This window comes from Chitinophaga sp. GbtcB8, assembly GCF_019091455.1.
GTDB lineage: Bacteria > Bacteroidota > Bacteroidia > Chitinophagales > Chitinophagaceae > Chitinophaga.
On sequence record NZ_JAGXJN010000327.1, the window covers coordinates 1 to 244 of the forward strand.

The window sequence follows — 244 nt, forward strand, 5'->3', positions numbered from 1 at the left end:
AACCCGTTTATTATTAATCCGGCGGTGGCAGGTATAGAGAACTACTGGAATGTAAAGGCCAGCCCCCGCCACCAGGGGGCAGGGCTCAACGGTTGGCCGGTAACAACGTATTTAACCGTGCATGCCCCGCTGCGCAAAAGTGATTATCCGCGGGCATCCCCAACGGGTTTGGAAATAGAGGGAACCACCCCCCGGGGGGGGGCCTATGGGGCCCACTATGAGGCGCCGCCTTCACACCCCGGTG

Annotated in this window: 1 protein-coding gene; it reads left to right on the plus strand. The window is 60.2% G+C overall.

The genetic code is table 11. From position 1 onward, the window contains the following. Positions 1-244: type IX secretion system membrane protein PorP/SprF (locus KVT36_RS31995; protein ID WP_217607479.1), on the plus strand; the 244-nt coding region annotated here is incomplete at both ends.